The 25,715-nt window shown below is 66.5% G+C and carries 19 protein-coding genes; 9 read left to right on the top strand and 10 right to left on the bottom strand.

Features of this window, described 5'->3' with window-relative positions; translation table 11 throughout:
• Positions 1 to 272: 272 nt before the first annotated feature.
• The 9 genes from ACI0FO_RS14940 to ACI0FO_RS14900 form a co-directional block, all read right to left on the bottom strand.
• Positions 273 to 809, bottom strand: a complete 537-nt coding sequence (locus ACI0FO_RS14940; RefSeq protein ID WP_416027771.1) for an electron transporter SenC — start codon at positions 807 to 809, stop codon at positions 273 to 275.
• A 26-nt stretch (positions 810 to 835) separates the two neighbouring features.
• Positions 836 to 2,218 (bottom strand): GldG family protein, encoded by a 1,383-nt coding sequence (locus ACI0FO_RS14935; protein ID WP_416027769.1) that lies wholly within the window; start codon positions 2,216 to 2,218, stop codon positions 836 to 838.
• Positions 2,218 to 2,931 carry an ABC transporter permease gene (locus ACI0FO_RS14930; protein WP_416027768.1) on the bottom strand — a complete coding sequence of 238 codons (714 nt, stop codon included), beginning with the start codon at positions 2,929 to 2,931 and terminating at the stop codon, positions 2,218 to 2,220. Before ACI0FO_RS14930 ends, ACI0FO_RS14935 begins: the two co-directional genes overlap by 1 nt.
• The gene (locus ACI0FO_RS14925) at positions 2,928 to 3,908 is read right to left on the bottom strand and encodes an ABC transporter ATP-binding protein (RefSeq protein ID WP_416027766.1); all 981 of its coding nucleotides are present in this window, start codon (positions 3,906 to 3,908) and stop codon (positions 2,928 to 2,930) included. Before ACI0FO_RS14925 ends, ACI0FO_RS14930 begins: the two co-directional genes overlap by 4 nt.
• 11 nt (positions 3,909 to 3,919) lie before the next feature.
• A complete protein-coding gene (locus ACI0FO_RS14920) occupies positions 3,920 to 4,786 on the bottom strand; it encodes an N-acyl homoserine lactonase family protein (RefSeq protein WP_416027764.1) in 867 nt (288 codons plus the stop codon).
• 282 nt (positions 4,787 to 5,068) lie between these two features.
• Entirely contained in the window at positions 5,069 to 7,081 is a 2,013-nt protein-coding gene (locus tag ACI0FO_RS14915; RefSeq protein WP_416027762.1) for an aconitase family protein, read from the bottom strand.
• Positions 7,082 to 7,095: 14 nt separating this feature from the next.
• Positions 7,096 to 8,070 (bottom strand): Bug family tripartite tricarboxylate transporter substrate binding protein, encoded by a 975-nt coding sequence (locus tag ACI0FO_RS14910; protein WP_416027760.1) that lies wholly within the window; start codon positions 8,068 to 8,070, stop codon positions 7,096 to 7,098.
• A gap of 152 nt (positions 8,071 to 8,222) precedes the next feature.
• Positions 8,223 to 9,125 (bottom strand): LysR family transcriptional regulator, encoded by a 903-nt coding sequence (locus ACI0FO_RS14905; RefSeq protein WP_416027759.1) that lies wholly within the window; start codon positions 9,123 to 9,125, stop codon positions 8,223 to 8,225.
• An 84-nt stretch (positions 9,126 to 9,209) separates the two neighbouring features.
• Entirely contained in the window at positions 9,210 to 12,767 is a 3,558-nt protein-coding gene (locus tag ACI0FO_RS14900) for an indolepyruvate ferredoxin oxidoreductase family protein (RefSeq protein ID WP_416027757.1), read from the bottom strand.
• Between the two features lie 102 nt (positions 12,768 to 12,869).
• On the opposite strand from ACI0FO_RS14900, the gene ACI0FO_RS14895 reads away from it, so the two are divergent.
• Complete coding sequence (locus tag ACI0FO_RS14895) at positions 12,870 to 13,775, top strand: LysR substrate-binding domain-containing protein (RefSeq protein WP_416027755.1); 906 nt, start codon at positions 12,870 to 12,872, stop codon at positions 13,773 to 13,775.
• 17 nt (positions 13,776 to 13,792) lie between these two features.
• Here ACI0FO_RS14895 and ACI0FO_RS14890 read toward each other — a convergent pair whose 3' ends face one another.
• Positions 13,793 to 14,701, bottom strand: coding sequence for a LysR family transcriptional regulator (locus ACI0FO_RS14890; protein ID WP_416027754.1), 909 nt, complete (start codon positions 14,699 to 14,701; stop codon positions 13,793 to 13,795).
• 123 nt (positions 14,702 to 14,824) lie between these two features.
• On the opposite strand from ACI0FO_RS14890, the gene ACI0FO_RS14885 reads away from it, so the two are divergent.
• The 8 genes from ACI0FO_RS14885 (at position 14,825) to acnD (ending at position 25,656) form a co-directional block, all read left to right on the top strand.
• Complete coding sequence (locus ACI0FO_RS14885) at positions 14,825 to 15,418, top strand: amino acid synthesis family protein (RefSeq protein WP_416027752.1); 594 nt, start codon at positions 14,825 to 14,827, stop codon at positions 15,416 to 15,418.
• Positions 15,415 to 16,200, top strand: coding sequence for an alpha/beta fold hydrolase (locus ACI0FO_RS14880; protein WP_416027750.1), 786 nt, complete (start codon positions 15,415 to 15,417; stop codon positions 16,198 to 16,200). Before ACI0FO_RS14885 ends, ACI0FO_RS14880 begins: the two co-directional genes overlap by 4 nt.
• Positions 16,201 to 16,249: 49 nt before the next feature.
• A complete protein-coding gene (locus ACI0FO_RS14875; RefSeq protein WP_416027749.1) occupies positions 16,250 to 17,221 on the top strand; it encodes a Bug family tripartite tricarboxylate transporter substrate binding protein in 972 nt (323 codons plus the stop codon).
• An 88-nt stretch (positions 17,222 to 17,309) separates the two neighbouring features.
• Positions 17,310 to 18,164 (top strand): hypothetical protein, encoded by an 855-nt coding sequence (locus ACI0FO_RS14870; protein WP_416027747.1) that lies wholly within the window; start codon positions 17,310 to 17,312, stop codon positions 18,162 to 18,164.
• A 79-nt stretch (positions 18,165 to 18,243) separates the two neighbouring features.
• A complete protein-coding gene (locus ACI0FO_RS14865; protein ID WP_416027745.1) occupies positions 18,244 to 20,136 on the top strand; it encodes a sigma-54-dependent Fis family transcriptional regulator in 1,893 nt (630 codons plus the stop codon).
• 250 nt (positions 20,137 to 20,386) lie between these two features.
• Positions 20,387 to 22,189, top strand: a complete 1,803-nt coding sequence (locus ACI0FO_RS14860; protein WP_416027743.1) for an NAD(P)/FAD-dependent oxidoreductase — start codon at positions 20,387 to 20,389, stop codon at positions 22,187 to 22,189.
• Positions 22,190 to 22,330: 141 nt separating this feature from the next.
• Complete coding sequence (locus tag ACI0FO_RS14855; RefSeq protein ID WP_416027741.1) at positions 22,331 to 23,041, top strand: GntR family transcriptional regulator; 711 nt, start codon at positions 22,331 to 22,333, stop codon at positions 23,039 to 23,041.
• Positions 23,041 to 25,656, top strand: coding sequence for a Fe/S-dependent 2-methylisocitrate dehydratase AcnD (gene acnD, locus ACI0FO_RS14850; RefSeq protein WP_416028103.1), 2,616 nt, complete (start codon positions 23,041 to 23,043; stop codon positions 25,654 to 25,656). The genes ACI0FO_RS14855 and acnD overlap by 1 nt, the downstream gene beginning before the upstream one ends.
• The last annotated feature ends 59 nt before the right edge of the window (positions 25,657 to 25,715 follow it).

Raw genomic sequence — 25,715 nt, 5'->3', positions numbered from 1 at the left:
GCGTTGCCGCGACAACGTGAAATCTGCACGGTAGTGCGGGCTTGTCGCCCCGGACGCGCTTCACGCGCCCTTGTCTCGTTATGGACCTTGCATGCCCGACTTCGATACAAGCGAAGCGGACCGCAAGGCGCTTATGTGGGTGGTTCGCCAGGCTGGTGAAGGCGCCGGTTCGAACCCGTCCGATAATGGAAACGAAGTATAGGTAGGCCCCTTTTCAGCGCCTATTTATCTTTGTGCAAGCCGGGCTTCACAAGCGATAGAGAGGCGGCCAGCTACGGGATTTCCACATCCGGGTTTACCTGCAGCATCGCCGCCATCGGCGCACGTGTCTGGTAGTCGGGGATGATGCGGATCTGCGCTTCGCCAGGCAATTGCACATAACGGCCTAAGCCGTCCGGCGCCATCGCCCCTACCGCCATTTGGGCGAGGCGCAGACCGGCGGCATCGCGGATGTCGATCTGCAATTGGGGCGGATTCAGTCCATACGATTGATCGGCATGGGGCGTCAGCACGCGGTCGCTGCGGGCTTGCGAAAACAGCGCCAGAAACTGCGTCGCGTCAAACCCGCCGGCAAGCCCGTCGGACGTGGGCGCCCAGCCTTTCCCACCGCGCGATAACGTCACCGACGCCGCGGGTGTGGCTAGCGTCAGGTGCGCGGCTTCGGCCGCATCCCAGGCATACAGGCGCGCCGGTTTGCCGGCGTCGTCGTGCAGATGCGTGTGGCCACCATGGCTGGCCGGGCCTTCGGCGGCCTCGTGCCATTGCCACGCCGACAAGCCCACGCCCGTCGCCAGCAACAGCAGCCACATGGCGCGCCCCGATATCCCCGCCGGCCTCACCGCCGTCTCCACCACAGCAGCAGCCCCGTCATCAATGCCAGCAGCGGCAAGGCGACAGTGCTGGTCCAGAACACCGTCCGCATCTGCCGGTTGGTAAGTTCGACGCGACGGCCTTCGTAGTGGCGCGGCCGGATCGTCAGCAAGGCGTCCTGGCCCGCCAGCAGCGTCACGGCGCTGGTGAACAATGCGCCGTTTCCCAGCGTGGCGAAATGGCGATTGGTGGCGAAGTCGCTGTCGCCCACCACCAATAGCGCCGGGTGCGCCGCGCCGTCCACGCTGGCCGCCTGCGCGTTGCGGGTGGCCAACGCCATCAAGGTGTAGCGCCCCGCCGGCTGGCCGGGCAGATGCGCCTGGACGGACGTTTGCGCCAGGGGCGTCACGACGACGCCCTGGGGCAAGCTGTCGCCCGCGGGCTCCAGGCCCGCCGCGCCGGGAAAGAAGCTAAGGGGCAAGCCGCGCGTCATCTTGTGGCGCGTGTAGTCGCTGACGGCGGGGCTGCCCGGGTCATTGCGGTAATGGCTGCCCGGGTCCGCCAATGCCCCGGGCGGACGCGCGATGCCGAAGTCGCCCAGCAACGCGTCCAGGCCATGCCGCGTATCGGGCTCCAGCAGCAGCAAGGTCTTACCGCCCGACGTGGTCCACTGGCGCAACGCCTGGGCGTCGCCGCCGCCGAACGGCGTGCGCGGGCCCGCCGCCACCACCACGGCGCAAGCCGGCAGCGCCTGCGCAAGGCTGCCGGCCTGCACGCCGCGCGTCGCGTATCCCAGGGTCTGCAAGGCATTGCGCGCCATCGCCATGCCATGTTGTTCATGGACTTCCACGCGCGCCACCAGGTTTTCGTCGTCGCCATGGTCTTCCAGGTCGTCCAGCGACGTCAGGCTGTCCAGCACGGCTTCGCGATGCCCCTGCGTGAAGCAGACCGTTTGCGCCCCGCGCTGGCTGATGCGGATCAACGCGTTGGTGAAGTCGGTTTCGGTGCCGCCATTGATCGTCAGCTTGCGGTGATCGGCGGCCAGCACGGCGCTGCCCGCGAACTGGATGCCGGCCTCGCGCGCCTCGGCCGGGCGCAGCGCCGGGTCCACGCCGCGCACGCGGATCAGCGGATTGGCGTGCTCGTACTGGCGCAACAGTTCCAGGGCGTCGACCATGCTTTTGTTGCGCAGGTCGTAGAACCATGTGACGGTTACGGGCTGCTTGATCTGGCGGGCCACCTCAAGGCTTTCGGGCGCCAGGCTATAGAGCCGCTGCGCCGTCAAATCCAGACGGCCCAGATTGCGGGCGGCCCACAGGTTCAACGCCAGCAGCAACGCGGCCACCGCCACCACGGGCAGCCATAGCGACAGGCGCTTGCCCGCGCGCCGCCATGACGGGCGCGCCATCACCGCAGCCTCCAGCGCTTCAAGTTGACCGCGGCGATCATCAGCGCCAGCACGGCGACGCTAGCCAGCGTCACCGTGGCAGGCCCCGGCAGGACGCCCCGGATGAAGTCCACATGCTGCGCCGACAGGGACAAGGCTTGGAAGAACGGCGACAGCGCGGGAAACGCATCAAGCGCGGCGGGGTAGTCGATGAACCACAGCAGCACCAGGATGCCCCACGTCGCGCTGGCGGCAACGATCTGGTTGCTGCACGCGCTGGATACCGCAATGCCGATCGCCAGGAACAGCGCGCCGTACAGAAACACGCCGATGTAGCCGCCCAGGATGGGGCCGTAGTCGGGCTGCCCGTACCAGGCCAGCGGCAACACGGCGGCGGCCGTGCCGGCCAGCATCAGCGCCAACACCGTCAATCCGGCCGCGTACTTGGCCGCCACCAGCGCCGCATCCGATAGCGGCAAGGTCAGCAACAGCTCTAGCGTGCCTTGCCGGGCCTCTTCGGCAAACGCCCGCATGCTGACCAGCGGCATTACCAGGATCAGCAAGATCGTCATGTTGTGAAATGCCGTCACCATCTGGCCGGTACTGACGAAGAACAGATTGAAACTGAACAGGTAGCCCGACAACGCCCAAAAGACCGCCACCACCACCAGCGCCACCGGGGACCCGAAATCGGTACGCAGTTCCTTCCGGTATAAAGCCCCGAAGCCTTTCATGCCCGCCTCCGCAACAAGGGATCGTTGGGCGCCAGCGCGGCCAGCAGCCGGGTTTCGACCGCGTCGTGCAGCGACAGCACAGCGCGCACTTCGGCGTGCGCCAGCACAATGTGCAAGACGGCGTCACACGTCGCTTCGCGCGGGCTTTGAAGCAGGCCCATGCCTTCGCCCGCTTGCCAGCTGATACGCCATTTGCTTAGCCCCTCGCCCAACGGCGCGGCATCCACGCCGCGCACGCCCGGGCAGGCCGATAGGGCGGCATGCAGCGCCGGATGGCCTGCCGCCGGCAACGCCAGCTGCAATTGAAGGGCCGACTGCGCCTGGCCCAGCGCCGCATCCTCCACCAGCCTGCCTTGGCGCAGGATGGCGATACGGGTGCACAGGGCCTCTACTTCCTGCATCAAGTGGCTGCTGAAGACGACGGCGCGGCCTTCGGCGCAACGGCGGATCATCGCGCGGGCCTCGACGATCTGCACCGGATCCAGACCATTGGTGGCCTCGTCCAGCAGCAAGACGGGCGGGTCGTTCAGCACAGCCTGGGCCAAGCCCACGCGCTGGCGTTGGCCTTTGGACAGCCGGCCGATCACCGTGCGTGCCACGGCCTGCAGATCGAAGCCGTCGATCGCGCGGTCGATGGCCCGCCGGCGCGCAGGCGCCCCGCCCTCCACCTTCACCCCCGCCCCGAACTCCAGGTACTGCGTCACCGTCAGAGAATCGTAGAGCGGTGCGCGCTCCGGCAGATAGCCGATGTCGGCGTTGCCGCGCCCCGGAGCGGGCGCGCGCCCGCAGATCGTGACGCGGCCGCTGTCGGGCGCATGGAATCCCGCCATCAGGCGCAGGGTCGTGGTCTTGCCGCTGCCGTTCGGACCCAGCAGGCCTACGATTTCACCGGGCCTGACGGACAGGCTCAGCGAATGCAGGACCTGACGCGGCCCGAACGACTTGCAGACCTCGTGCAAGGCAACCGCCGGCTGCATGGCGCGCTCCGTCAGTCGAACACTTTGGTCTTGGCGTTCTGCGCATGCTGCTCCGCGTCATGGCTGTACCAGAGCTGGCCCTGGCGCGCGTCGCGGATCTGCTTCAGGCGGTCGATGGCCTGCATGGATGCCGCCGTGTTCCAGGTAATGCCAGGAATCACGCCCGCCTCGTTCTCGCCCGTGTAGATGGCGTCTGCCGCCAGCAGCACCGTGCCGGTGTTCTTCAGCTTCACCTGCAACGATTGATGGCCTTGGGTGTGCCCCTTGGTATCCAGCAGCACGATGGAGCCATCGCCGAACAGGTCGAAGTCGCCTTCCACCTGGATGAAGTCGTAGTCGCGCGTGGTGTCGAAGTCCTTCATCACGTAGGCGGCGCGCTGGAATTTTTCGGGCCACCAGGCGGCGCGCAATTCGGCCTTCTGCACCACGTGCTTGGCCTTGGGGAACATCTTGATATTGCCGGCGTGGTCCAGATGGAAGTGCGAATAGACGACGTACTTCACATCACTGACGTCAAAGCCGGCGGCTTTCAGCTGCCGGTCCACGACCTCGTCGCGCTCCTGGATGGAATTGAACGCCCCGCACAGGCCCTGCCCCCAATAGTTGGCGCAGTTGCCATCGGCGGTGGCCTGGTTCATGCCGGTATCGAACAGCACCAGCCCGCGCGGGTGCTGGATCACGTAAGCCGGCACCGGAATCTTGATCTTGGTGCCCACGTCCACCATCGCGGTCATGAAGCCCTTGTCCAGCTCGATCTTGCCGACAGAAAGCTGCATCAACTTGATGTCCGGCGACGCGTCGGCGGCGTGCGCACTGCCTGCCGCCATGACTGCCGCCGTACCCAATGCACCCGCAAACGTCTTCCAGCTCTTGCTCATTGTTGTCTCCTCGGACCAACAGGGAAAGCCGCCGCCTGGCAGCGACGGCCGATAGCAAGCCACCCGGTCTGTCCCGGGTTTCTTTTGATAGGTGTCTGCTGTGCGGGGCTGACTGCGGCACGGATGGCATCGCCGCTTGAGACGGCGTCTGGTGGCCGTTTGCTCTGTGCGCACTCTGACGCAGTGCCGGACGACTGCCAATTAAGGTTTCATTAAGCTGGGCTTCACGGCGTCCGAATTGGGAGGAACCCCTAGATAAAAGGCCCAGGGCGCCGTAAGCCTTCAGGCTACGTGCCCGGCCTGCAATTCCGCGAACGACGTCAGCTTGCCCGCCAGCGCGCTCGCCATAACGGTGGGCGGGCTACCCAGCCACACGCTTCCCGGGCCGGAGCGGCCCGGGAAGTTCCGGTTGATGGCGCTGATGGTGACCTGGCCCGGATCGGTGGACGACCCCGGACCGCAATTGGCGCAAGCCCCGCAGGAGGGTTGCAAGATGCGCGCGCCAATCGCGGCGAAAGTGCGGTCATAGCCTTGCGCCACGCAGTAGTCGCGCACGGCCGTGGTGCCGTACTGCAGATACAGCGTCACGCCATCGGGCAAGCGCAGGCCGCGGTCCACGGCCCAGGCCAGCACTTGGTGATAGGCGTCGAAATCCTCGCGCTTGCCGGCGGTGCACGAGCCGCCGTATGCGATATTGATGCGCGGCCGCACCCGCAGGCTGGAAAGCGGGATGCCATTGCCCGGATCGCCCGGCGCGGCCACAAGGGGCGACAAGGCCGAACAGTCCACCCGCAACGTCGCCGCATAGACGGCATCGGGGTCGCTGTGCATCCAGGCTTCGACAGCCACGTCCACACCGCGCCGTTCGCGCAGGAAGCGGACGGTCTCGGCGTCGGGCGCGACGATACCGGTCAAGCCGCCCAATTCGGCCGTCATATTGGTCAAGGTGGCGCGTTCATCGACAGACATCGCCGCAATAACGTCGCCCGTGAATTCAAATACCTTGCCCACGCCCTCGCCTGCACGGATCTCTGGCAACGCCAGCAGATGCAACACAATGTCCTTTGCCGTGACGCCCTGTGGCAACGCGCCCGCCAGGTCGATGCGCAGCGACGCCGGCAGCGTCAGACGGACGGCGCCCGTGACAAAAGCGTTGGCCATGTCGGTGGTGCCAACGCCAAACGCCACACACCCCAGCGCGCCACTATGCGGGGTGTGGGAATCGGTGCCCACCACTACCTGCCCGGGCAGCGCGTAGTGCTCTGCCATCATCGCGTGCGAAATCCCCGCCACATTGGCGCTCGTCTCCTGCACCGCTTCGGACTCGGTCAAGGTGCGGTGATGTCGAAGCTGGTAGGCATCGACGAAATCGCGCTGCGCCTGGCACATGACGCGAATATTGGGGACGATGCCTGCCCTGACGTGGTTGGGGCTTTCGTCGACATACGATGTGTGGTCTTCGAACACCACGATGCGCGCCGGATCCACCAGCCGCAGCGGCCCGCCAAAGCGCGTGTGCAGCATGTGCGCGGCCATGCCCGTGTAGTACTCGTGGATAAAGCGCCAGTCGGCGCGGACGAAAACGCCCGCGCCTTGCGGCGCATCGCCAGGCGTGACAGGCGTTTCCAGCATGTGGCGCTGGATGATCTTTTCGAACAGCGTGCGCGGTACGTTCCGCTGCGCTGCCTGGACGTCACCCCGGCCGACGGCAGGCGCCTGCGTCACGCCTTGCAAGTGCCTTTGCCCGAACGCCAGCAACCCGCCCGCCCGCACAATGGTGGCCGCCAAGCTGTCGCGGTCCGCAACGATTTCGTCCACCGTGATGGACTCGCCTTGCCGCAAACGCTCCACCAGGCCCAGGTCTGTACTGGTGTACAAACCGATGTTGTCGGCATTTTGCCGATAGATGCGCTCGAAGCTCTCGGCGATGACCAGCCGCACGCCAGCCCATTTTTCGGCCATGGGGCTGTGTTCCCGCGAGGATCCCTTGCCGTAGCGCTTTCCCGCCACGACCACATTGATGCCGGCCCGCTTGATCGCATCGACGCCGATGGGCTGCGCCGCCCCCGCTCTCAGGCCCGTATACGGATACCGCCCCAGCTTCTCGTCGAAATGCGTCAGGATCGGCAACGGCGTGATCTCGTCAGTGGAGACGTCGTCGCGCAAGGGCGCTGCAGACGACGGCTCGCGGGTGCCGTCCAACTGCGCCAGGATGCAGGCAGGATCCTGCGACAGAAGAAGAATTCGGGGCGCCGCGTCAAGCACGCAGGCCGGTAATGCCACAGCAGCAGTCATCGTTATTCCAACCGTCATTCAGGCGTCACGGCCGCAGCCTTCACCAGCGCCTGGCTCTTGGTGATTTCCGCATTCAACGTCTGGGCCGCCTGCTCTGCGCTGCTTCCCTGCGCCACGAAGCCCTGCGGCGACAGCGTATTCAGCACCGCGGAAGACGCCATGGTCCGCTGCGTGGCGGCTTGCAGCGTCCGCACAATATCGTCGGGCAGTTTGGCGGGGCCGATCAGTGAAATCCAGGCGTCGTAGGAATAGTCCTTCACCCCCGATTCGTCCAGCGTCGGCACGTCGGGCAGCGCCGCCACGCGCTTGGGCGTGCTTACGGCCAGCGCGTGCAGCTTGCCGGCCTGCACCTGCGCCAGCACGGACGGCACCGCCAGGAACGCCACCTGGATCTGGCCGGACATGACATCCGTGATCAACGCATTGCCGCCGCGGTACGGGATATGCATCATGCTCACGCCCGCCTTTGATTTCAGCAATTCGCCCGCCAGATGCAGCACGCTGCCATTGCCGGACGACCCATAGTTGATCTTGCCGGGCTGCGCGCGGGCAGCGGCCAACAGATCGCCGATCGTGCGGTACGGCGAGTTCTCGGCCACGACCACGACGAGGGGCGTCGTGCCGATGACGGAAATCGGCGTGATGTCCTTCACCGAATCGTAGGGCATGCTCTTGTACAGGCTGGGGTTGATAGCGTGGTTGGACGACACGATGGCCAGCGTGTAGCCATCGGGTTTGGCGGCCACCAATTGGCGCGTGCCGGGGATGCCCGCCGCGCCGGCCAAGTTCTCGACGATCAGGGGCTGCGCCAGCGCCTTGCCAAGATTTTCCGCCACCACGCGGGCCACGACGTCGGCGGTGGAGCCCGGCGAAGTCGGCACGATCAGGCGGATGGGATGGTCGGGGTAGCCCGCGGCCTGCGCGGACACCGTGGGCAGCAAGGCGCTGAATGCAAGCGTACAGGACGCCAGGAATCTGGTGGGGGTCATGTTGTCTCCGTCTCGTGGCAGCGGGGTCTGTCTGCCCCGGCTTGGGCCGCGCCCACGAATCACGTCAAGGGCGCGTCCTGACTATAAGGAGCGCACGGCGATTGCCGAAGTGTCGTCTTGGCAGGCCTGCCATCGCAAACGGAGATGCCGGATCAGCCTTGCTGGGCCAGGAACTTGACCAGCGTGGCGGCGGTGGCCGACAACTGGCTTTCGCCGGGAAATACGATGCATAGCTGCCGCCGCGCCCACTCGTCGGACAGGGGACGCACCACGACGTCCAGCGATTGCAGGTAGAGTTCGGCAACTTGCTGCGGCATCACCGCGATGCCCAGCCCGGCATGCGTCATGCGGCACAGCGCATCCAGACTGGCCACGCGGATCTTCACCGATAACGTGGCGCCCAAGGCCTGGGCTTGCGCCGCCAGCAGTTGCGTCAGCGCACTGCTTTCCCGCAAACCCACAAAGGTCTCGTCTGCGATGTCCTGCAGACTCAGTTGCCTGGCAGCGGCCTTGGGATGATGGGCCGGCAGCATCACCGCCAGCCGGTCGCGCCGGTACGGCAATTGCGCCAGCCCCTCGGCGCCGGCGATGCGGTTGCAGATGCCAAAGTCCGCGGCGCGCTCGCGCACCAGGCGCAGCACATCGGGGCTGTGCTGTTCTTCCAGGTCGATATCCACGTCGGGGAACAAGCGCTGAAACGCCGCCACGTCTTCAGGCAGAAACTGCACGATGGCCGACAGATTGGCGACTACCCGCACATTCCCTTTCACCCCCGCATAGAAGCGCGACAGCTCCGCCCCCATGGATTCGACGGCGCCGATGATCTGCTGCGCGTGGCGTAGCACCGTCTGGCCGGCCGGGGTGGCGGTCACGCCGCGCGTATGGCGTTTGATCAACGGCAGCCCGACCAGCGATTCCAGATCCGCGATACGCCGGCTGACGGCCGACGGCGCAATGAACTCGCGTTCGGCCGCCCGCGCGATGCTGTTTTCCTGGCAGACGGCGACAAACAGGCGAAGTGAGGTCAGATCAACTTTGCGTAGGAGGTTTTCCATGGCCGGGCAACAAATACGCGGCGTGATCCGCATTGACGGGGAATCGTACACCAGGCGATCCCCCGCCAGTCTGCCGCTTTTTTCCTACGCGACCCGCGATTCGCGTTGCGGGTGGCGATAGCGCTCCAGCAGTTCCGCTTGGCGCGACCGCGCCTGGCCCACGCTTTTCTCCTTGACGTGACCATACCCGCGGATGGTGTCCGGCAGATTGGCCAGCGCCAGCGCGGCGTCGCGGTTGCCGGCGTCCAGCGTGCGCGAGAACTCGGCGGCCAACGCCAGGAAGTCGGCAGCCAGTTGGCGTTCCATGCGGCGTTCAGCAGTTTTGCCGAACACATCCAGCCAGGTCCCGCGCACCCGTTTCATCGGGGCCAGCACGCGGAACGCCACGCCCACCCACGCACCAAAGGCGCGCTTTTGCAGGCGGCCCTGCGCATCGCGCCGCGCAAAGGCCGGCGGCGCCAGGTAGTAGCGCAGGCGGTAGTCGCGCCCGGGCTCGCCTTCAAACTGCGCTTGCAGCTTGGCCTTGAACGCGGGGTCCGTGTATAGGCGCGCCACCTCGTACTCATCCTTATAGGTCATCAATTTGGCCAGGCTGCGCGCCACCGCGCGCGTGACCTCATGGCGCCGCCCCTCGGGCATCGCGGATTCACGCGCCCGCACGGCCTCGACGGCCTCGCGAAAACGCGCCGCGTAGGCCGCGTCCTGGTAGGCCCCGACATGCGCGGCCAGCCGCTCGATCAACCCGTCCAGCGATTCGGGCAATGCAACGACTTGCCCGGCCGCCTGCGTGGCCTGGGACGGGCGCAACGCCGCCGCGCCGCGATGCGCGGCTTGCCGGCCCAGTTCAAACGCGGCCAGGTTCTTATCCATCGACACGCCATTGATCTCGATCGCGCGGCGCAAGCTGTCGTAGCTTAAGGGCAGGCCGCCCTTTTGCCATGCGTAGCCAAGCAGCAGCGGATTGGCGTAGATCGTATCGCCCAGCAAGGCTTCGGCCAGCGGCCCTGCCTCGATGAAATCACAGTTGCCGCCCGTGCTTGCGGCAACGGCCGCCTCTGCCTGCGCGCCAGGAAAACGCCAGGCGGGCTGCGAGAGGAATGCCGCGGTGGGCGCCGCCGCGCTGTTCACCACGGCGCGTCCATGGTCGGGGCGCAGCCGCGACAGCACCTCGGGCGACGCCGACACCAGTGCATCGCAACCGATGACCAGGTCGGCCTCGCCCAACGCGACGCGGGTGGCGTGCAGGTCTTCGGGCTTGTTGGCCAACTGCACATGGCTAAGCACCGCGCCGCCCTTTTGCGCCAGACCCGCCATGTCCAGCACGGTGACGCCCTTGCCTTCGATATGCGCGGCCGCTCCCAGCAGCGCGCCGATCGTCACCACACCGGTTCCGCCCACGCCTGCGATCACCATGCGATAGGCCGCGCCCGTGGCGATGGACGCGGGATCCGGCAATGGCGCATCGGGCATCGGCGGCTGAGCCGTGCCCGCCAGGGCCGGCTTGCGCAGCACCGCCCCTTCGGCCGTGACGAAGCTGGGGCAGAACCCTTCCACGCACGAAAAGTCCTTGTTGCAAGACGACTGGTTGATGCGGCGCTTGGTGCCCAGCGGCGTGTCCAGGGGTTCCACCGACAGGCAGTTGGACTTGACCGAGCAGTCGCCGCAGCCTTCGCACACGGCGTCGTTGATGAAGGCCCGACGCAACGGATCCGGGTAATCGCCGCGCTTGCGGCGTCGCCGCTTCTCGGTGGCGCAAGTCTGGTCGTAGATCAGCACCGTCGTGCCTTCGATCTCGCGCAACGCGCGCTGCACGTCGTCAAGCGCCTTGCGATGATGCACGTCGATGCCGCCCGGCAACGCCGCCGCGCCGGCATATTTTTCGGGCTCGTCCGTGACCACCACGGTTTTCACAACCCCTTCCGCCTGCATCTGCGCCGCGATCTGCGGCACCGTCAGCACGCCGTCCACCGGCTGGCCGCCCGTCATGGCGACGGCGTCGTTGTACAGGATCTTGTAGGTGATCGACGCGCGCGCGGCCACTGCGGCGCGAATCGCCAGCAGCCCCGAATGAAAATAGGTGCCGTCACCTAGATTGGCGAAGATATGGCGTTCGCGGGTGAAGTCTTTTTGCCCCAGCCACGCCACGCCTTCACCGCCCATCTGGCTGAAGGTGTCGGTGTCGCGGTTCATCCACATCGCCATGTAATGGCATCCGATACCGGCCACCGCGCGCGACCCTTCCGGCACGCGGGTAGAGGTGTTGTGCGGGCAGCCCGAGCAGAACCAGGGCTTGCGCTCTTCCACCAGCGTGGGGCGCGCGGCCTCGCGTTCCTTGGCATCGATCACGGCCAGCCGCGCCGCGATGCGGGCGCGCAGGCCGGAAGACAGGTCAGCCTTGTCCAGCCGCGCGGCAATGGCGCGGGCGATCAGCGCGGGCGATAGCTCGTAGCGCGCCGGCAGCAGCCAGCCGCCGCGTGGCGTGGACCATTCGCCGCCGCCATGCTCGCGCTCGTCGAACTTGCCGTACACGCGCGGCCGCACATCGTCGCGCCAGTTGTAGAGCTCTTCCTTCAGCGCGTATTCGAGGATCTGGCGCTTTTCCTCGACCACAAGAATCTCTTTCAGGCCCGTGGCGAATTCGCGCGCGCCTTGCGCGTCCAGCGGCCAGATACAGCCCACCTTCATGACGCGGATACCGGCTTCGGCACAGGCTGCCTCGTCCAGCCCCAGGTCATTCAGGGCCTGGCGCACATCCAGATACGCCTTGCCCGCCGTCATGATGCCGAAGGTCGCGCGGGGTGAATCCAGCACCACGCGGTTGAGCTTGTTCGCCCGCACATACGCCAGCGCGGCATACCACTTGTGGTCCAACAAGCGGGCCTCTTGCGCCAGCGGCGAATCCGGCCAGCGGATGTTCAGCCCGCCCTCCGGCAGCGCCTCATCCGGCAGCACGATGCGCACGCGCGCGGGGTCCACATCCACCGATGCACTGGACTCGACGACGTCCGTCACGCACTTCATCGCCACCCACAACCCGGTGTAGCGGCTCATGGCCCAACCGTGCAGCCCGTAATCCAGGTATTCCTGGACATTCGATGGGTACAGCACCGGGATGCCACTGGCGATCAGCACATGTTCCGACTGATGCGCTACCGACGAGGACTTGGCGGCATGGTCATCGCCCGCCAACATCAGCACGCCGCCGTGCGCGGACGACCCCGCCGAGTTCGCGTGCTTGAGCACATCCACCGAACGGTCCACGCCCGGCCCCTTGCCGTACCACATGCCGAACACGCCGTCGCGGGTGGCGCCCGGGAACAGGTTCAACTGCTGCGAGCCCCAGACGGCGGTCGCGGCCAAGTCTTCGTTCACGCCTGGCTGGAACACGACATCGTGCGACTTCAGGTGCTTCTTGGCCTTCCACAGCGCCTGGTCCAGGCCGCCTAACGGCGAGCCCCGATAGCCCGAGATGTAGCCGGCGGTGTTCAGGCCGGCCTGCTGGTCGCGCAGCTTCTGCAACAACGGCAGGCGCACAAGCGCCTGGGTGCCGCTGAGATAGATGCGACCGGTGGCGCGGGTGTATTTGTCGTCGAGCGTCAGGCCATGGGTATCGGCCACGCCAGGGGGTAGTGGGGCGTTCACGCGCTTGTCTCCTGCATGCGGATTTGAGTGTTTTCCGCAGTGTAGGAACGCTGTTGGTTATCGTATATTCATAGTTTCAGCTAGCAGGTATTCGAAAAACAGATGGCTAATGACGTCACCCTGCGGCAGCTGCGCTATTTCGCGGCGGCCGCCCGCACGGGCCGCTTTTCCATGGCGGCGGCCGACGAACATGTTTCGCAATCCGCCGTCACCAACGCCGTGCTGGCCCTGGAATCCCAATTGGGGGTGCGCCTGTTCGACCGCCATCCGCACGGCGTCACGCTAACGCCGGAAGGCCACAATTTTCATCGGCGGACGCAGGACATTCTGGATTCGCTGGACGACGCCATCCGCGAGCCCGGCTTTCAGCGCTATGCGTTGCGCGGCACGGTGCGCATCGCCGCGTCGTACACGGTGCTGGGGTATTTCCTGCCTGACCTGCTGGCGCGCTTTCGCCGGCGCTACCCGGAGGTGGTGCTGGACCTGGTGGACCTGGACCGCCCTGAAATCGAAGCGGCGGTGGCCAGCGGCGACGTCGAACTGGGCGTGGCGCTGCTGTCCAACGTGGACAAGCGCGAGCGATTTGGCCATCAGGTGCTGGTGCGGTCGCGACGGCAACTGTGGACGGCGTCCGGCCATCCGCTGCTGTCCGCCTCGGCGCCGTCGTTGGCCGACATCGCGCGCTATCCCTACATCCTGCTAGAGGTGGACGAAGGCGAACGGTCCACGCTGAACTACTGGCGCACGCATGGTCTGCGGCCCGATATCGCCCTGCGCACGCGGTCCATGGAAGCGCTGCGCGGGCTGGTCGCGCATGGCTTCGGCGTCACCATGCTGTCGGACATGGTCTACCGCCCCTGGTCGCTGGAAGGCCGCAAGATCGAGGCCGTGCCCATCACCGACGCCGTGCCGCCCATGGAGGCCGGGCTGCTGTGGCATCCCCGCACGGGGCTGGCCAAGCCGGCCGATGCCTTTCGGCAGTTCATGATGGTGGCTTGCGGGGTGTAGGCGCGGGCTTCAACCGGCTACACCAGCACGGCCCCCTTGCGGCGCGTGAACCGCATCAACGAATCAAGCGCCATCGCATGCATGGCCGCCACCGACGGCAGCAAGGTTTCTTCCTTGCGCGTCAGCACACCCACAATGCGCTCTACCGTCGGTTCGGACAGCGGCACGAAGGCCAGGCCCGAGCCGACCGCCGGCCGCGCCAACACAGGCAGCACTGTAACGCCCAACCCGCCGACCACGCTGGCCAGCAACGACGCGCGGTTGGACACCACCATGGCCGGGTCGTCGATGACGTGCCCCAGTTGCCGGCTCTTCAAGCTGTCGAACGTGGCGTTTCCGATCAGGCGTTCGGCTTCCAGCGCCGACCACGGCACCGGGCCACGCCGGCGCGCCAGCGGATGCCCTTTTCGGCACACCAGCCCGAACGCATCCCGCGCAACGGGCGTGAACGCCACCTCGGCCGTGCGCGGCACCTGGCCCGCCACGCCCACCTGCACTTCACCGGTCAGCACCAGCCGGTGCACATCCTGCGACGATTCATCCAGGGCCCGGATGCGGATGTCCGGGTGGCTGCGGGCGTAGCGCTCCAGCAGCTTTGGCAGCCATTCGTCCGCCAGCGACGGCATCACCGCCAGCGACACGGGTCCGGTATGGCCCATGCCCAGCTGGCGCGCCGCGTCCAGCACGCGGTCATGCGTGGCCAGCAGTTCACGCAGCAGCGGCGCCACCGCATGGCCCAACGGCGTCAGTTGCGCCCGCTTGCCCGCTTCGAACAGGGGCGCGCCCAGCTGCTGCTCCAGGTCCTGCATGGCGGCCGACACCGCGGCCTGCGAACGGTGCGTGCCTTCGGCCGCCAAGCGGAAGCTGCCGTGGTCAGCGGCCAGCAGGAACTGGCGCAGGTGCTGGATCTTCAGGGGGGATGGCATGGCGTCGCAAGCAATCGAATTCAGGTTTTCCGAAATTAACTTACGTTAATTTGGATTGTCAAAATTCCAGGCTGCGCCCAACAATGCAGGCATCGTTCATCAAGCATGCATGGGAGCAACGGAATGGCTTTGCAAGTGCGAAAAATCGTCAGTTACGTCGAAAAGACCTGCATTGAAGGCGGCAAGGCGGCCGAGCGGCCCTTGATCATGATCGTGGCGGCCGCCGTGATCCGCAACCCCTGGGCGGGCCTGCCTTTCCAGGAAGACCTGCGCCCGCAGATCCTGGAAGCCGCGCCGCCGCTGGGCGAGTTGCTGGTGGAAGAGATCCTGCGCCAGGCGGGTTCCGCCGACCAGATCGAGGCCTACGGCAAGGCCGCCGTGGTGGGCACCGCCGGCGAGGTCGAACATGCGTCGGCGCTGATCCACACGCTGCGCTTCGGCAACGCCTATCGCAACGCTGTGGGCGGCACCAGCTACCTCGCCTTCACCAATACGCGGGGCGGTCCGGGATGCGTGATCTCGGTGCCGCTGATGCACAAGTTGGACGAAGGGCTGCGGTCACACTACCTGACCGTGCAGACCAATATCAATGATGCCCCCGCGCCGGACGAGATCGTGATCGCGCTGGGCGCCGCCACCTCTGGCCGCCCCCACCACCGGATCGGCAACCGCTATTCCGATCTGCAGGAATTGGCGCAAGAGGCGCAATCGAAATGAGCGCGCCCCGCCGCCGCTCGGGCCACGGCGCGCCGCTGGTGCTGCTGCACGGCGTCGGGCTGGATCACACGCTATGGGACGATCTGGTTCCGCTGCTGGAACCGGATTTCGACGTGCTGCGCTACGACCTGCTGGGCCATGGCGCGGCCCCGGGCCTCACGGGCGAAGCGCGCGTGCAGGACTTCATCGCGCAGCTTGACGCCGAGCTGGACCGGGCCGGCTGGCCGCGCGCCAGCGTGCTGGGGTATTCCATGGGCGGCTTGATCGCGGGGGCTTATGCCGCCGCCCGACCGCAGCGTGTCGAACGCCTGGTGTTGCTTAGCACGGTGTTCCAGCGCACGCCGGAAGAGGCCAGCGCCGTGACGGCCCGCCTGACCGCGGCCGCCACCCAGGATGTGGAGGCCGCTGCCGCGATATCGCTGCAACGCTGGTTCACGCCCGAATTCCTGGCCACACGCCCGCAGCGGGTGGCGGCCATCGGCCAGCGCCTGGTCCGCAACGACCGCGCCAGCTTCCTGGCGGCATACCGGCTGTTCGCGCAGGGCGATCCGATACTGGCGCAGGCAGCGCCGGATATCGCCTGCCCGACCCTCGCGATGACAGGCGAACAGGATGTTGGGTCCACTGCCCGCATGACCCGGGGCCTGGCGCGCGCGCTGCCCGACGGCCGAGCCCGGGTCGTGGAAGGCCAAAGGCATATGCTGCCGGTGGAAGCTCCCGCCGTGGTGGCATCGGCCCTGCAAGCATTTCTACTGCCGAAAACCGCCGAATCGCCCGCCTGACAGAGGCGATCGGCCATCGCCCCGAAGGGGCGGAGATGGAGACAACCCCATGAATCGCAGAACCGTACTGAAGCACCTGGCCCTGGCCGCCGCGGCGCCCGCCGCTCTGTCGCTAAGCCGCCATGCCGCAGCCCGAGAAGCGCCTTTGCGCGTGATCGTGCCCTTCCCCCCGGGCGGAGGCACCGATGTGCTGGGCCGGGTCATCGCGGCCACGCTGGAGGGCGCGTTGGACCGCCCTGTCGTCGTCGAGAACAAGCCCGGCGCCAGCGGCATGCTGGGCGCGGACTACACCGCCAACGCCGCCAAGGATGGCAGCGTGCTGTTGTTCGCGGGGCTGGTGCCGTCGGTGCGCTATTACGCCCGCCCGCCGGAAGACGTGCTCAAGCAGCTGGCGCCGGTATGCGCGATCGCAAGTTCGCCCTACATGGTGGCCGTCAACAGCGACCTGCCGGCCAAGACACTGGCCGAACTCGTGGCCCAAGCCAGGCGCGAACCCAAAGGGCTGACCTTCGGATCGCCCGGCAACGCCACGCCGCAGCATCTGGCTACCGAGCTGCTGCAAGCCGCCTGCGGCATCGACATGCTGCACGTCCCGTATCGCGGCACGGGGCCGATGATGACGGATCTGCTGGGCAGCCAGATCCAGCTCGTCGTGGCGACGGTGGCGGCGGTCGAGCCTTACCTGAAGGGCGGACGCCTGCGGGTACTGGCAGTGACCAGCCGCGAACGCCTTCCCAAGTATCCAGACATTCCCACCGTCGCCGAAAGCGGCTACCCGGCTTTTGAGGCGCAGATTCGTTTCGGCACGTATTGCGCCGCGGGCACGCCGCAGGCAACGATTGCCGCGCTGAACCAGGGCATCAACCGCGCGCTGCAAACCGAGGGCGTGCGGGCCAAGCTGGCCGAACAGGGCTTCCAGCCCACGGGCGGCACGCCGGCGCAGTTGCAACAGGCTTTGCTAACGGAAATCCGCGACGTGGCCGCGCTGGTAAAGGCAGGCAAGGTGCGGGTGGACTTGTAGCGATCTGTAGCGGCCGGTAGCGAAAGGGGCGCAACGCCGGCAGGTGGCGTGATTAGAATTCGGTCTTCTTCGTCCCTGCCCGCCTACGATGCCCCGCCCCCTATCCTTCTTGACCGGCGCCCTGACCTTGTCCGCCCTGTTGACGGGTGGCGTGGCGCACGCCGCAAGCGGCCCTTGCCCCGAGGCGGCCGACATCGTGCGCAGCGTGTATCAAAACCAGGACAAGCCCGACCGCGAAGGCCGCATCCGCTTAAAGCAAGGCCACGCCATCGTGACGCTGTCTGACGCGGACGTCGGCGCGCCCTTTGCGGTGGCGTGCAAGGCCTGGCCGGCCAACCCGGACTTGCTGCTTGTGGCGGTGCCGTTGATGCAAGCCACGCCAGACCCCGAAAACGGCCACGTCGGCGATCTGGACGTGCTGGTGCTGGACCGCCAGACGCTGCAAGTGCGGCAGCGCCGCACGGTGGTTGATCTGATGTCGGACGATGCCCTGCGCATCACCAGCCTGTCGTTCGATACGGCGCGCTATGACGTCACGGCCGACCGCCGTGCGTTTGGTATCCGCATCGAACGCGAAGGCGCCTCGCGCGCCAACCCCATGGACGAAACCAGCTTGCGGCTCTTCACCGTGGAAGACAACGAATTGCGCCTGGTGCTCGACGGCCTGATCGTCAACCACTCGTCCGGCCAATGGGACACGAGCTGCGCGGGAAAATTCACGGAACGCGCGGTCAGCCTGGCGATAGGCACGGCGCAAACCAAGGGCTACCGCAACATAGTCGCCACGGACTCGCACTCGTCCAGCCATGCCGCGGTGCAACAAGGCGGCTGCGAAGAAAAAACCGTCAGCCAAGGCAAGACGCGCCACACGCTGCGCTTTGACGGCAAGCGTTATCGGATTCCCAAAGCGCTCCGTTCGATAGACAGCGAGACCGCTGGATAACCACCATTTACAAGCGGGGCCGTCTCCGTGCATGCTGCCTAGCTGATCCGGCGTAGATCGGGCGCACCATGGAGACGACATGCCTAGTCAGGAATCCCTGCATTCCGCCCATATCCGCGAGATCGAACAGGTCGGCCAAGGCCGCCCCACGCAGCGCGACGCGCATGTGGTGCGCAGTTGGCTGCGCTGCCTGGATCAATACCGGCTGGATCCGGCCCAGGCGTGCGAGGCGTACATCGTCCCTGACGGCCGCCTGCGCGAACACCGCCAGCAATCCGAAGCCCTGATCAGCATTGCCCGCAGCGGGCTGGACCATCTTTTCCGTCAGGTCGCGGGCCAGAACTACGTGCTGTTGCTGGCCGACCGCCAGGGCGTCACGGTGGAGTTCCTGGGCGACCCGTCGCAGACCGACAAGCTGCGCAAAGCCGGGTTGTACCTGGGGTCGGAATGGTCGGAACCGCGCGCTGGCACCTGCGCCGTGGGCGCCTGCCTGGAAACAGGCGAAGCACTGACCATCCACCAGACCGATCACTTCGACAATACCCACACGCCGCTGTCCTGCACCGCCGCGCCCATCTACAACGCCGACGGCGAATTGGCGGCCGTGCTGGATATTTCGCTGCTCAGTTCCCCCAGCCTGAAGGCCAGCCAGAACCTGGCGCTGCATCTGGTCAACAGCACCACCCGCCGCATCGAACTGGCCAACCTGATGGCGCGCACGCGCAACGAATGGGTGTTGCGCTTTGCGCGGTCGCCCGAATTCCTGGACGTGGATCCGGAAGCCGCGATCTCGCTGGACGGCGCCGGCCGCATCCTGGGCATGACGCATTCGGGGGCCAAGCTGCTGGCCCGCGCCGCCGGCCTGGATTGGCGCCGCCCTTCGGACTTGATCGGCCAACCGGTCACGCGCTTCTTCGAGGTGCAGCTGGACGACCTGCCCCAATTCACCCGCGGCCATGCGCCGCAAGACCGCCTGATCGTCGCGCGCGACGGCAATGCGCTATTCGCCCACGCCATTGAACCCAACCGCCATGCGCGCGGCGCGTCCGTCGCCGTGCGCGCCACGACCTCGGCCCTGCGCGGGCTGGACGGCGGCGACGCCAAGATGGCGGCGTTGCAGATGCGCGCCGCCAAACTGGCGCGCCAGGGGCTACCCATTCTGTTGCAAGGCGAGACCGGCGTGGGCAAGGAATACCTGGCGCGAGCCATCCACGAAGACAGCCGGCGGCCGGGCAGCTTTGTCGCGGTGAACTGCGCGGCCATCCCGGAATCCCTGATCGAAAGCGAACTGTTCGGCTATCTGCCGGGCGCCTACACGGGCGCTGCGCCCAAAGGGCGCAAAGGCCTGATCGAAGCGTCGGACGGCGGCACGCTGTTCCTGGACGAGATCGGCGACATGCCGTTGACGTTGCAAAGCCGTTTGCTACGCGTGCTGGCGGAATCCGAGGTCACGCCCATCGGCGCCAACGCGCCGCGCGCCGTGCGCCTGACCTTGGTGTCGGCCTCGCACCGTGATCTGGGCGCGCTGGTGCGCGAGGGCCGCTTCCGCGAAGACCTGTATTACCGCATCAACGCGGCCACGCTCACGGTGCCGCCGCTGCGGGAACGCCAGGACCTGGATTGGCTCATCGCGCGCATGCTGGCGCGGCATCAGGACGAGTCCGGCGCGCCCGTGCTGTCCGCGCGGGCGCTGCGGGCGCTGAAGGCGCACGCCTGGCCCGGCAATATCCGCGAACTGGCCAACGTGATCGCGGTCGCCGCGGCGCTGTGCGAACACGGCGTGATCGAACCGCAGGATCTGCCCGAAGCGCTGGCGCCCGCCGGCCATGCCGCCACCGCCGAAGAAGCCGCGCTGCGGTCCGCGCTGGCCAGTTGCGCCGGCAATGTCTCGGAAGCCGCCAGGCGAATGGGCATCGACCGCTCTACCGTGCATCGCCAGATGCGCCGCTACGGGCTGACGCCAAGGCGCTGAGGCGGCCGGCGCCAACGTGCCGCGCGCCCCGCCGCGCCCGGCCGCCACACCGCACCGCCACAGGTGTGGCGCGTGCCACACCCGATGAGCAAGGCCACGCCCCGGCCGCCCAGCAGCCACGGGCCTCGCCCAGTTACCCGAAAGCTGGCACGGCAATTGCATGTCTATCCATGACGCCTACCGGCCGGCACAGGCCGGGGCCGTTATCGGAACGCCACGACAACGCCCGCCACGGGCAAGGAGACAAGACATGCCGAACGATCACGCCGACACCGCGTTGGACGCGGTGCTGGCGCGCCTGAATACCGCGCTGGGCAACAAGGACATTGACGGTGTCGCCCGCTTGTTCCAGGACGACTGCTATTGGCGCGACCTGGTGCTGTTCAGCTGGAACCTGCGCACGCTGGAGGGGCACGCACAGATCCGCGACATGCTGGCGCAACAACTGCCGCAGGTCGAACCGGTGCGCTTCACCCGGGACGACCGGGAAGCCGTCGCCGACGAAGGCGGACTGTTGCAAGGCTGGCTGCACATCGACACCAACCTGGCGCGCGGTTACGGGCATATTCGCGTCAAGGACGGCAAGATCTGGACGCTGCTGACCACCATGTCCGAACTCAAGGGCCACGAGGAACCCAGCGGCACGCGCCGCCCCAAGGGCGCCGAACACGGCAACCGCCGCGAACGCCAGACCTGGCTGGAAAAGCGCGAACAGGAAGCGGCCGAATTGGGCTACCAGACGCAGCCCTATGTGCTGATCATCGGCGGCGGGCAAGGCGGCATTGCGCTGGGCGCGCGGCTGCGCCAGTTGGACGTACCCACGATCATCATCGAAAAGAACGAGCGCGCCGGCGACAGTTGGAGGAAGCGCTACAAGTCCTTGTGCCTGCACGACCCGGTCTGGTATGACCACCTGCCCTACATTCCCTTCCCCGAGAACTGGCCCGTCTTCGCGCCCAAGGACAAGGTTGGCGACTGGCTCGAGATGTACACGAAGGTGATGGAGCTGAACTACTGGACCTCAAGCGTCTGCCAGTCGGCGCGCTACGACGAGCAAAAGCAGGAATGGGAAGTCACCGTGTTGCGTGACGGCAAGCCCGTGGTGTTGCGGCCCAGGCAACTGGTGCTTGCCACCGGCATGTCGGGCAAACCGAACATTCCGCGCTTTCCGGGACAGGACGCGTTTCAGGGCGAGCAGCAGCATTCCTCGCAGCACCCCGGCCCCGACGCGTACCGCGGCAAGAACGTGGTGGTGATCGGCGCCAACAATTCCGCTCACGATATCTGCGCGGCGTTGTGGGAAGGCGGCGCCAACGTCACGATGGTGCAGCGCTCGTCCACGCACATCGTCCGGTCGGACACGCTGATGGACATCGGCCTGGGCGGCCTGTATTCCGAGCAGGCGCTGGCCAACGGCATGACGACGCGCAAGGCGGATTTGACGTTCGCCTCGTTGCCCTACAAGATCATGGCGCAGTTTCAGATTCCGCTTTACGACCAGATGCGTGAACGCGACGCCGAGTTCTACGCCAAGCTTGAGAAGGCGGGCTTCATGTTGGACTGGGGCGACGACGGCTCGGGCCTCTTCATGAAATACCTGCGGCGCGGATCGGGCTATTACATCGACGTGGGCGCCTGCGACCTCGTCATCGACGGCAGCATCAAGCTGCAATCCCGCACCGACGTCAGCCATCTGACGCACGACGCCGTCGTGCTCAAGAACGGCGTGACGCTGCCTGCGGACCTGGTCGTCTATGCCACCGGCTACGGCTCGATGAACGGCTGGGCCGCCGACCTGATCAGCCAGGACGTGGCCGACAAGGTGGGCAAGTGCTGGGGCCTGGGGTCGGACACCACCAAGGATCCCGGCCCCTGGGAGGGCGAACAGCGCAACATGTGGAAGCCCACGCAGCAGGAAGGCCTGTGGTTCCACGGCGGCAATCTGCACCAATCCCGCCACTATTCCCAGTACCTGTCCTTGCAATTGAAGGCGCGGCACGTCGGGCTGCCGGTGCAGGTCTACGGCCTGCAAGCCGTGCACCACCAGCGGTAGCGCCACCGGCCTTTGCGCGCAAGCGGCGCCCCTCGGCCCGCTTGCGCTGCCGGGCCTCCCACGGTAAATTGTTGACAATCTGGCATTCCAATACGCCTTATCCCGAGTATTTTTGACAAATCCGGATAGATTGTTGACACCATGAGCAAAGTGCTGACGCTGCCGGGCCACCCGCCGGGCGATGGCGAAACGTTGTCGGATCACATTTTCAAGAAGATCCAGGCTGCCATCGTCAAAGGTGAAATCGCCCCGGGCAGCAAGATTTCCGAGCCCGAACTGGCGCGCCAGCACGGCGTCAGCCGGGGACCGCTGCGCGAGGCCCTGCATCGGCTGGAAGGCCAAAAGCTGCTGGTGCGGGTGCCGCACGCGGGCGCCCGTGTCGTCTCGCTGTCGCAGCAAGAGCTGTCCGAACTCTACGAGATCCGGGAATCGCTGGAAGGCATGGCCTGCCGCCTGGCCGCCGAACGCATGCCGCCCGCCGAAATCGCCGAACTACGCGGTGTGCTGGAAGCCCATGAACGCGACGCCGCCTTTCAGGCCGGCTTGGGCTACTACCAGCAGGAAGGCGATTACGACTTCCACTACCGCATCGTCAAAGGCAGCGGCAATCAGATGCTGTTCCGCATGCTCTGCGACGAGCTCTATCAACTGGCGCGCATGTACCGCATCCAGTATTCGACCACGCCGAACCGCCCGCGACAGGCCTACGCCGAACACCACCGCATTCTTGACGCCATCGCGGACCGCGACGGCGAGCTGGCCGAAATCCTGATGCGCCGGCATATCCGCGTATCCCGAATCAACATCGAACAACAGATCGCCCAGAGCAACCTGCGGCGCACGGAGGCATGATGAATCACTCGTACCGTAAAACCCTGCCCGGCACCCGCCTGGACTATTTCGACGCGCGCGCCGCCGTCGAGGCCATCGCGCCCGGCGCCTACGCCGGCCTGCCCTACACGTCGCGCGTGCTGGCGGAAAACCTGGTGCGCCGATGTGATCCGGCCATGCTGACCGACGCGCTCAAGCAGTTGATCGAACGCCGTCGCGACCTGGATTTCCCGTGGTTTCCGGCACGCGTGGTCTGTCACGACATTCTGGGCCAGACGGCCTTGGTCGACCTGGCGGGCCTGCGCGATGCGATTGCCGACATGGGTGGCGACCCGGCCAAGGTAAATCCGGTGGTGCCGGTGCAGTTGATCGTCGACCACTCGCTGGCCGTGGAATTCGATGGCAACGATCCGGATGCCTTCGCCAAGAACCGTGCAGTGGAAGACCGCCGCAACGAAGACCGCTTCCACTTCATCGACTGGACCAAGCAAGCCTTCCGCAATATCGAAGTCGTGCCCCCGGGCAACGGCATCATGCACCAGATCAACCTGGAGCGGATGTCGCCGGTGATCTACACGCAAGACGGCGTGGCCTTCCCCGACACCCTGGTCGGCACCGACAGCCACACGCCGCACGTGGACGCGCTGGGCGTCATCGCCATCGGCGTGGGCGGCCTGGAAGCCGAAAACGTGATGCTGGGCCGCGCGTCCTGGATGCGCCTGCCCGACATTATCGGCGTGGAACTCACCGGCCGCGCGCAACCCGGCATCACTGCCACCGACGTCGTGCTGACGCTGACCGAATTCCTGCGAAAGGAAAAGGTGGTGGGCGCCTATCTGGAGTTCTACGGCGAAGGCGCCGCCAGCCTGACGCTGGGCGACCGCGCCACCATTTCGAACATGGCCCCCGAGTACGGCGCCACCGCCGCGATGTTCTCGATCGACCAGCAGACCATCGACTACCTGCGCCTGACCGGCCGCGAGGACGAGCAGATCGCGCTGGTGGAAACCTACGCCAAGACCGCGGGCCTGTGGTCCGACAGCTTGAAGACGGCCGAATACGAACGCGTGCTGCGCTTCGACCTGTCCACGGTCGTGCGCACGTTGGCCGGTCCGTCGAATCCGCATCGTCGCCTGCCGGTGTCCGACCTGGCCGCGCGCGGCATCTCTGGCGTCGTGGAAAACGAACCGGGCCGGATGCCCGATGGCGCCGTCATCATCGCGGCCATCACCAGCTGCACCAACACCAGCAACCCGCGCAACGTGATCGCGGCGGGCCTGCTGGCACGCAATGCCAACCGCGCCGGCCTGTCGCGCAAGCCCTGGGTGAAAAGCTCGCTGGCGCCGGGATCCAAGGCCGTGCAGCTGTACCTGGACGAAGCCGGCCTGACGCAAGACCTGGAAAAACTGGGCTTCGGCGTCGTCGCCTTCGCCTGTACCACGTGCAACGGCATGTCGGGCGCGCTGGACCCCGTGATCCAGCAGGAAATCATCGACCGCGACCTGTACGCAACCGCCGTGCTGTCCGGCAACCGCAACTTCGACGGCCGCATCCATCCCTACGCCAAACAGGCATTTCTGGCCTCGCCTCCGCTGGTGGTGGCCTATGCCATCGCCGGCACCATTCGCTTCGACATCGAACGCGATGTATTGGGCACGGGCGCCGACGGCCGCGAGATCCGCCTGAAAGATATCTGGCCCACCGACGAAGAGATCGACGCGGTGGTCAAGGCCGCGGTCAAGCCTGAACAGTTCCGCAAGGTCTACGCGCCGATGTTCGGCATCCAGGATGACCGCAAGGCTGGCGTCAGCCCGCTTTACGCCTGGCGTCCGCAAAGTACCTACATCCGCCGCCCGCCGTACTGGGAAGGCGCGCTGGCAGGCGCCCGCACGCTGCGCGGCATGCTGCCGCTGGCCGTGCTGGGCGACAACATCACCACCGATCACCTGTCGCCGTCCAACGCCATCATGCTGGACAGCGCGGCCGGCGAATATCTGGACAAGATGGGCCTGCCCGAAGAAGACTTCAACTCTTACGCGACCCACCGCGGCGACCACCTGACCGCGCAGCGCGCCACCTTTGCCAACCCCAAGCTCTATAACGAAATGGTGCTGAACGACGACGGCACCGTGAAGCAAGGCTCACTGGCTCGCGTGGAACCGGAGGGCCAGGTCATGCGCATGTGGGAAGCCATCGAAACCTATATGGACCGCAAGCAGCCGCTGATCATCGTAGCGGGCGCCGACTACGGCCAGGGATCGTCGCGCGACTGGGCCGCCAAAGGCGTGCGGCTGGCCGGCGTGGAAGCCATCGTGGCCGAAGGCTTCGAACGCATTCACCGCACCAACCTGATCGGCATGGGCGTGCTGCCGCTGGAATTCAAACCCGGCGTGAACCGCAAGACGCTGAGCCTGGATGGCACCGAAAGCTACGACGTCATCGGCGAACGCAAGCCCCGCGCCGACCTGACGCTGGTGATCCACCGCCGCAATGGCGAGACCGTGCAGGTGGCCGTCACCTGCCGTCTGGACACCGCCGAAGAAGTGTCCATCTACGAAGCCGGCGGCGTGCTGCAGCGCTTTGCCCAAGACTTCCTGGAAGCCGAATCCGTGGCCGGCGCCAAGCAAGCCAGCTAACACCACCGGCTGGCGGGCGCCGACGCGCCCGCCAGCCTACCGAACACCTTGCACCAAGA

This window comes from Achromobacter marplatensis (assembly GCF_049060505.1).
Lineage (GTDB): Bacteria > Pseudomonadota > Gammaproteobacteria > Burkholderiales > Burkholderiaceae_B > Achromobacter > Achromobacter marplatensis_A.
The sequence above is the reverse complement of the archived record's forward strand: the minus strand, read 5'-3'. Positions and strand labels throughout refer to the sequence as shown.

Coding starts and splice junctions, on each gene's coding strand:
- ACI0FO_RS14940 (WP_416027771.1), bottom strand. CDS start 809: ATGTGGCTGCTGTTGCTGGCGACGGGCGTGGGCTTGTCGGCGTGGCAA.
- ACI0FO_RS14935 (WP_416027769.1), bottom strand. CDS start 2,218: ATGGCGCGCCCGTCATGGCGGCGCGCGGGCAAGCGCCTGTCGCTATGG.
- ACI0FO_RS14930 (WP_416027768.1), bottom strand. CDS start 2,931: ATGAAAGGCTTCGGGGCTTTATACCGGAAGGAACTGCGTACCGATTTC.
- ACI0FO_RS14925 (WP_416027766.1), bottom strand. CDS start 3,908: ATGCAGCCGGCGGTTGCCTTGCACGAGGTCTGCAAGTCGTTCGGGCCG.
- ACI0FO_RS14920 (WP_416027764.1), bottom strand. CDS start 4,786: ATGAGCAAGAGCTGGAAGACGTTTGCGGGTGCATTGGGTACGGCGGCA.
- ACI0FO_RS14915 (WP_416027762.1), bottom strand. CDS start 7,081: ATGACTGCTGCTGTGGCATTACCGGCCTGCGTGCTTGACGCGGCGCCC.
- ACI0FO_RS14910 (WP_416027760.1), bottom strand. CDS start 8,070: ATGACCCCCACCAGATTCCTGGCGTCCTGTACGCTTGCATTCAGCGCC.
- ACI0FO_RS14905 (WP_416027759.1), bottom strand. CDS start 9,125: ATGGAAAACCTCCTACGCAAAGTTGATCTGACCTCACTTCGCCTGTTT.
- ACI0FO_RS14895 (WP_416027755.1), top strand. CDS start 12,870: ATGGCTAATGACGTCACCCTGCGGCAGCTGCGCTATTTCGCGGCGGCC.
- ACI0FO_RS14890 (WP_416027754.1), bottom strand. CDS start 14,701: ATGCCATCCCCCCTGAAGATCCAGCACCTGCGCCAGTTCCTGCTGGCC.
- ACI0FO_RS14885 (WP_416027752.1), top strand. CDS start 14,825: ATGGCTTTGCAAGTGCGAAAAATCGTCAGTTACGTCGAAAAGACCTGC.
- ACI0FO_RS14880 (WP_416027750.1), top strand. CDS start 15,415: ATGAGCGCGCCCCGCCGCCGCTCGGGCCACGGCGCGCCGCTGGTGCTG.
- ACI0FO_RS14875 (WP_416027749.1), top strand. CDS start 16,250: ATGAATCGCAGAACCGTACTGAAGCACCTGGCCCTGGCCGCCGCGGCG.
- ACI0FO_RS14870 (WP_416027747.1), top strand. CDS start 17,310: ATGCCCCGCCCCCTATCCTTCTTGACCGGCGCCCTGACCTTGTCCGCC.
- ACI0FO_RS14865 (WP_416027745.1), top strand. CDS start 18,244: ATGCCTAGTCAGGAATCCCTGCATTCCGCCCATATCCGCGAGATCGAA.
- ACI0FO_RS14860 (WP_416027743.1), top strand. CDS start 20,387: ATGCCGAACGATCACGCCGACACCGCGTTGGACGCGGTGCTGGCGCGC.
- ACI0FO_RS14855 (WP_416027741.1), top strand. CDS start 22,331: ATGAGCAAAGTGCTGACGCTGCCGGGCCACCCGCCGGGCGATGGCGAA.
- acnD (WP_416028103.1), top strand. CDS start 23,041: ATGAATCACTCGTACCGTAAAACCCTGCCCGGCACCCGCCTGGACTAT.